This window comes from Okeania sp. SIO2C9, from assembly GCF_010672455.1.
Taxonomy (GTDB): Bacteria; Cyanobacteriota; Cyanobacteriia; order Cyanobacteriales; family Microcoleaceae; genus Okeania.
In genome coordinates this window covers 1-6,338 of record NZ_JAAHGO010000161.1, presented here as the reverse complement: position 1 = coordinate 6,338, position 6,338 = coordinate 1, and the positions used below count along the sequence as shown (strand labels likewise).

General features: G+C 36.1%; 7 protein-coding genes. 3 read left to right on the top strand and 4 right to left on the bottom strand.

Annotation, left to right across the window (positions count from 1 at the left end; genetic code table 11):
• Window positions 1-299: 299 nt before the first annotated feature.
• Window positions 300-1,037, bottom strand: a complete 738-nt coding sequence (locus F6K23_RS39635) for an SDR family oxidoreductase (RefSeq protein ID WP_293166569.1) — start codon at window positions 1,035-1,037, stop codon at window positions 300-302.
• Between the two features lie 912 nt (window positions 1,038-1,949).
• On the opposite strand from F6K23_RS39635, the gene F6K23_RS39630 reads away from it, so the two are divergent.
• A complete protein-coding gene (locus F6K23_RS39630) occupies window positions 1,950-2,909 on the top strand; it encodes an alcohol dehydrogenase catalytic domain-containing protein (protein WP_293166567.1) in 960 nt (319 codons plus the stop codon).
• 239 nt (window positions 2,910-3,148) lie between these two features.
• On the opposite strand, the gene F6K23_RS39625 is transcribed toward F6K23_RS39630, so the two are convergent.
• Window positions 3,149-3,451, bottom strand: coding sequence for a hypothetical protein (locus tag F6K23_RS39625; RefSeq protein WP_293166565.1), 303 nt, complete (start codon window positions 3,449-3,451; stop codon window positions 3,149-3,151).
• Window positions 3,452-3,607: 156 nt separating this feature from the next.
• Here F6K23_RS39625 and F6K23_RS39620 point away from each other — a divergent pair, with 156 nt between their 5' ends.
• Complete coding sequence (locus F6K23_RS39620; protein WP_293166563.1) at window positions 3,608-4,246, top strand: peroxiredoxin; 639 nt, start codon at window positions 3,608-3,610, stop codon at window positions 4,244-4,246.
• 239 nt (window positions 4,247-4,485) lie between these two features.
• Here F6K23_RS39620 and F6K23_RS39615 read toward each other — a convergent pair whose 3' ends face one another.
• Both F6K23_RS39615 and F6K23_RS39610 read right to left on the bottom strand, forming a co-directional pair.
• On the bottom strand, window positions 4,486-5,007 hold the full coding sequence (locus F6K23_RS39615; RefSeq protein WP_293166561.1) for a glycine betaine ABC transporter substrate-binding protein: 522 nt from the start codon (window positions 5,005-5,007) through the stop codon (window positions 4,486-4,488).
• Between the two features lie 304 nt (window positions 5,008-5,311).
• A complete protein-coding gene (locus F6K23_RS39610; RefSeq protein ID WP_293166559.1) occupies window positions 5,312-5,722 on the bottom strand; it encodes a glycine betaine ABC transporter substrate-binding protein in 411 nt (136 codons plus the stop codon).
• 167 nt (window positions 5,723-5,889) lie between these two features.
• Here F6K23_RS39610 and F6K23_RS39605 point away from each other — a divergent pair.
• Window positions 5,890-6,338, top strand: a 449-nt coding sequence (locus tag F6K23_RS39605; RefSeq protein ID WP_293166557.1) for a Uma2 family endonuclease, incomplete at its 3' end; no start/stop codon positions are given.

Here is a 6,338-nt window from a genome sequence, read left to right as displayed (position 1 = left end):
CCCCATCTCCCCATCTCCCCATCTCCCCATCTCCCCATCTCCCCATCTCCCCATCTCCCCATCTCCCCATCTCCCCATCTCCCCATCTCCCCATCTCCCCATCTCCCCATCTCCCCATCTCCCCATCCCCCCATCTCCCCATCCCCCCCTCTATTTTTAAATAGATCAGGACTTACGCAGAGACTCTACATATAGCGAGGGCGCCATTCGGAGCTTTGCGTTCCGCAAATGCTATTCGCCCCTACAAATGGTGCTTTAAAAGTCAATTTGCGTAAGTCCTGATAGATACCAAATGGGTTCTATAAATTAGCCCAACCACCATCGACTAAGATTTCCTCGCCCAGGATATAGGAAGAGTCATCACTTGCTAGGAATAATACAACTTTAGCAACTTCCTCTGGTTTACCAAAACGTCCAATAGGAGTTCGTTGTAAGACTTTCTCTGCTATCTCTGGTGGTAGCTCCATTTTTGCCCAAATTGGAGTATCAATTGGTCCAGGCGCAACTGCATTAACCCGGATTTGACGGTCGAGCAATTCCATACTTAAGGAGCGTGCTAGAGACCTTACTGCTGCTTTCGATGCGGAATAAATCATTTCTCCTGGTATAGCAGTTTGGGCTAAGGTCGTGGTGTTAAGAATTATACTGCTACCATTTTTCATCAGAGGCTCTAACTTTTGTACGGTAAAGAACAATCCCTTGAGATTGATTGCGATTTCTTCATCAAATTGAGCCTCTGTTATTTCTCGAAATACTGCTCGTTTTGCCACTCCTGCATTAGCAAATAGAATATCAAGCTGTCCAAATTTCTGTTCTACTTTAGTCGTCAGGAGGTCTATATCGGTGAGCGATTGTGCATTGGCCTTAAGCCCAATTGCTTTGGGACCAAGAGCTTCAACGGCTTCAGCAAGACGTGCTTCGTTACGACCTGTGATCATTACCTGTGCTCCTTCGGCAATAAATACTTTTGCAGATTCAAAGCCAATTCCTGTTGTTCCACCAGTAATAACTGCAGTCTTATTTGCTAAACGTGCCATGGAAATACCTCCAATTTGTGAATTTAATGCAAAACTTTGAACGATCGGTATAAATTAGGATAAAAAAAATTTAGTTTCCTTTGTAGTCGTGTGCCCAAAAAATTTTTATCGCCTTTGTTAAAGCGACTTCCGGATCGAATTGCCTATTGGGACTGCAAGCCATGAAACCGGACTGTTTCTTTACCTTAAATTCAATCTAACAAATCTAAACCAATCAGTCAATATTTATTGACAAAATAATTTTTCTACCCCAGGACTTACGCAAACATAAGCATTTGAGCATTTAAACTATATAACTTCATTTGTAAAAAGGAATACTTTACAGAGAAAATCGAATCTAAAATGGGTCTTTGCTAACTATATAATCATATTTAATCAAAACTATAACGTCTTATAGGAATTTGAAAGAAGAATGTTATGAATAATAACGGGACTTAAAAGATTATCCTTCAAATGTCTCTTTAAAGAAGCGGTCAGCACTCAGCAATCAGCACTCAGTAGGATCATTTTGTTTAACGTGGGAGAAGGGGATAGGCGACCCCTCCTAAATCATCTGGCGCTTGGGGTTGTCGTGGAAGCTAAAAAAGCTGAGAGCTGTTTGCGGAGCATTCCGGTGCGGAAATGCTAAAAGCTGATAGCTAGTTAATTAAAAAGGGATATTCAGACTAATAAATGATATTTAAGTTATTTATTATGACTCCTGACTCCGATAAAAAGTATAACTATTTGTAGCAAACATTGATCAAATTGGTATTAACTCTTAAGTTAAGAAGGCACAAAAAAATTTAGGTTAACCAAAAGTAAGCAAATATAACAAAATTTACGACTGGCAGGAATAACACTAGATTTATCCCACCTACTTTTTTATGGCCTAAAATCAAATTAACTAAACCTACTCAAAAAATAGAAATAATGAAAGGAATCTGGCTAGAAAATCAACAACTCCAACTCCGCAGCGACCTCCCTACACCCGAACCCCCAGCAGGAGAAGCACTTGTCCGCGTCTTGCGTGCCGGTATTTGCAATACAGACCTGGAACTTCTCAGAGGTTACTACCCTTACAAAGGAATCTTAGGCCATGAATTTGTCGGTGTGGTCGAACAAGGACCCGAAAATTTACTCAATCGACGAGTGGTAGGAGAAATTAATGCTGCTTGTGGTTATTGTCGCTTTTGCTTAAGCAACCAACCTACCCACTGTGAAAATCGGACAGTCTTGGGAATAGTTAACCGCAATGGAGCTTTTGCCGAATATCTTACCTTGCCAGTAAAAAATCTCCATCCGGTACCTGAAAATGTCTCAACCGATGAAGCTACATTTACCGAACCAGTAGCAGCAGCATTGGAAATTCAACAACAAATACAAATTTGCCCAGTAGATAAAGTTTTAGTCGTGGGGGATGGCAAACTTGGACAGTTGGTGGCACAAACTTTAGCTTTGACTGATTGTCAGTTATTGGTTATTGGTCGTCATCGGGAAAAACTGGCAAATTTAGAGGAGCGGGGAATTAAAACTGGGTTTGCTGATGCGGTTACTACAGGAGCTTTTGATGTGGCAGTGGAATGTACTGGCAACCCAGAAGGATTTGCGATCGCTCGTCGTGCTCTTCGACCTTGTGGTATTTTGGTCCTCAAAAGTACTTATGCTGGGAATCTGAGTTTGGATATTTCATCGTTGGTGGTGGATGAAATTACTTTAGTTGGTTCTCGTTGCGGACCTTTTAAACCAGCATTGGAACTTATATCACAACAGAAGGTTAATGTCAAGCCATTAATTCAAGCTCATTATCCTCTAGAAGCAGGGATTGATGCTTTTGCTCATGCTCAGAAGAAGGGAATATTAAAAGTATTAGTGGATATTGGGCAGGAATAAGCTGTTGATTTTTTTTGGAATTAAGTTTATACACCTCAAATCAAAAAGCAGCAAGCATCAAAACTATTTCTAACTATTGCCTAACTCCTCTACTTTCTTGAGCTATCTCAACTAAAAGATATAGCTAAGAAAGAATTGGTGTTTGACTTATGCGGATGGTGAATCTTAGACTAGGAAATGTTTTTCCAACTGTTCCCTGTTCCCTGCTATAGAAAATTAAACATATTTTTTTTTATCCTTTATTGGGAATTAATCCGGTCGTACCAACTCACAGATTTAGGTTTATAGTCAATACAATTAATTGCTTTTTCTGAAAGAGCAACTTTAGGTTGTACAGGACATTTGAGATGATAATCTCCAGTAAAAAATAGACAGTTAGCACAGGGAATTTCGTGCATCTGTTTCGCTCTACGCACTGAATCAAGTAGGGAACCAATTATACTCCAGACCGTTAAAATTATCAATCCCCAAGCAAAGACAAAACACAGAGGAACCAAAAATGGTTGTATGGCATGAATTACAAAATAAATAAATTGAAACATGGTTAATAATTCATCACAATGGTTACTAATTCATAACATATGACATAACTTTAAATTTAATCTAATTTTTAAGATTATATAAAGTTAAAAGCTTAAATGATTATAGGATGAAAATATAGAGAATTGTTCACTATAAACAATATAGGAAGTTAAGCTATGGCCCTTAGATTAGGTGACACGGTACCCAACTTTACCCAAAATTCTTCTGAAGGGGAAATCAACTTTTATGACTGGGCTGGGGATAGTTGGGTAGTGCTATTTTCCCACCCTGCTGATTACACACCTGTTTGTACAACAGAGCTAGGTACAGTTGCCAAACTCAAACCAGAATTTGACAAAAGAGGTGCTAAGGTTTTAGCCCTAAGTGTGGATGATGCAGAATCTCATAAGGGTTGGATTGGAGATATTAATGAAACCCAAAGTACAACGGTTAATTATCCTATTCTGGCAGATGTGGATAAAAAGGTTTCTGATTTGTACGATATGATTCATCCTAATTCTTTAAATAATCTAACAATTCGTACTGTTTTTATTATTGACCCCCAAAAGAAACTCCGTCTTTCTATTACTTATCCTGCTAGTACAGGTCGTAATTTTGAGGAAATTCTCAGAGTAATTGATTCTTTGCAACTAACAGATAATTATCAAGTTGCTACTCCTGTAAATTGGAAAGATGGTGATGATTGTGTGATAGTTCCTTCTTTAAAAGACCCTGAAGAATTAAAACAAAAATTCCCTAAAGGTTACACAGAAGTTAAGTCATATTTGCGGATGACCCCTCAACCTAACAAGTAAATTTATAATTGAATTGAGGATTAAGAGTTTGAGTTAGATTCTTAATCCTTAATTCAATATAGATTGTTTAAAGTTTAGATTTGCTTTTTTACTTATCCCTCAATCTCTTAATACCAATTTTTTTCTCAAGGCAATGAATTAATAGCTCATAGCTAATAATTGAGGGTTGAATGCTGATAATTTTTATGAGTAAAATTCATGTTTGATGATTCAATTATTTGATAGGGAAATCCAATTTTTCAGCCTTTATTAGGAGTAGTACCTTCCATTTGTTTTGCCTCTTTTAACCATCTATCAAATTGTTGCTGATTATTTTTCACCCATTTTTTTGCTTGGCGATGACTATTTCCTAACTTACGATCTAAAAAGGAATAAATTTTTTCTAATCGATAGCGAGTCAAAGCAGAAACATTATTTTCTAACCTGTCTACAGCTTCTTTGAGACGTAATTCTTCGGCATTCAAATCTGCCAGAGGAATTTGAACTAACTCCAGCCACTTTTTAGCAACTGGATTAGCTTCTAGGAATTTTTTGTTAGCAACAATACGTTGTTGAACTATAGGAAAACCAAGATTTTTTCCATCTACCAATGTATCTTTTTTAGTTAGATTATCTAAGGTAAAAGGAACTTCTAACCAAACTACATCTTGTCCTTGTTTTAAGGCAGTAAATATCCATTCGGATTGAGAGGCATAGTAAAGAATTGGTTTTCCTTCCTGGTAACGAGTAATAGTTTTTTCGTAACAAGGTCTGGATTCCACAAATAACCTCATATTACCGAAAAATTGTGGGTATGCGCCTCCCCTTTTAAGGGGATAATAAAAAAAAATTTTCATGAATTTGTCAATCCTCTTCTTTTCAAGGAGAGGTAATTATTCATTATTCATTATTCATTATTAATTGTTGAAACATACCCAATCTGTTAGTGTCATATTCTACTGTATTTTCAAGTCCGTAAGCTTGAAGTTGTTTTCTTATATCCTCACAAGGAGCATTACAATGAGCTATATTAGCTTTATCATTTCCATCTGAGTCAAAAAGTTTAGCTATTTTTTCCTCTTGTAATTATTGAAAGTTGGTAATTTTATATTTATCGGCAGTTTTTTTGTCAATTTGATATCCCCTAATAAAATTAGGAATCAAAGTTCCAACTATTTCTAACTTTTCTTTACTATTAGCTTCTTCAAAAGCTTGTTTAGACCATGGATTTGTATTGTATGTGGTAGTATAATCAAAGTCTCCATTAGCAATAGCAATATAATTGTCTCTACTAAATCCATCCTTTTTTGTTTTCATTTTATAACCAAGTTTTTTGAGACCGATATTGATAATCTCATTTTGAAATGACTCAAAATAAGAGTTGAAGGAATAGACACTACGAATGGTTTGACTATCAGTGTTGGAGGAGACTAAAATTATTAACAAACTTACTAAGATTGCTCCTGGAACAATTTTTAGTAATAATGATTTTTTCATTTTAATTTAATTAAAAAAAATGGATTTACATACAGATAAAATTTTATCTTGATACTCTAAAGATATCAACTAAATATTTAGAAAATTCCGATAAGTTAGCGTTCGACTAATATTTGCTGAGTTTGTGTTAAGTATGCATAAAATTTGAGAATAAGAGGAAATAAATTATGCTTTCGGAAATGATAGTTTTAAAAATACCCTCAGATTGGAAAATGACAGAGGAACAATTTTTTGAATTCTGTCAAATTAACCGAGATTTACGGATAGAAACTAATAAATTTGGAGAGTTATTAATTATGTCTCCTACTGGTTCTGAAACAGGAAATCGTAACCTTGGTATAGCAGCAAAATTATATTTTTGGGCAGAACAAGATGGTACGGGTATTGCTTTTGATTCCAGTACTGGATTTACTCTTTCTACAGGGGCTAAAAAATCTCCTGATGCTTCTTGGATAAAATTAGAAAGATGGAATAGTTTATCTCAAGAACAAAAAGAAAAGTTTGCTCCGATTTGCCCGGATTTTGTGGTGGAATTAATGTCACCTTCAGATAATCTGAAAACTCTTCAAGCAAAAATGACAGAATATATGGAAGAACCGGGGGTAAAATTAGGTTG

Bases quoted from the DNA above. Each gene is read 5' to 3' on its own strand.
- F6K23_RS39635 (WP_293166569.1), bottom strand. From the start codon at position 1,037: ATGGCACGTTTAGCAAATAAGACTGCAGTTATTACTGGTGGAACAACA.
- F6K23_RS39630 (WP_293166567.1), top strand. From the start codon at position 1,950: ATGAAAGGAATCTGGCTAGAAAATCAACAACTCCAACTCCGCAGCGAC.
- F6K23_RS39625 (WP_293166565.1), bottom strand. From the start codon at position 3,451: ATGTTTCAATTTATTTATTTTGTAATTCATGCCATACAACCATTTTTG.
- F6K23_RS39620 (WP_293166563.1), top strand. From the start codon at position 3,608: ATGGCCCTTAGATTAGGTGACACGGTACCCAACTTTACCCAAAATTCT.
- F6K23_RS39610 (WP_293166559.1), bottom strand. From the start codon at position 5,722: ATGAAAAAATCATTATTACTAAAAATTGTTCCAGGAGCAATCTTAGTA.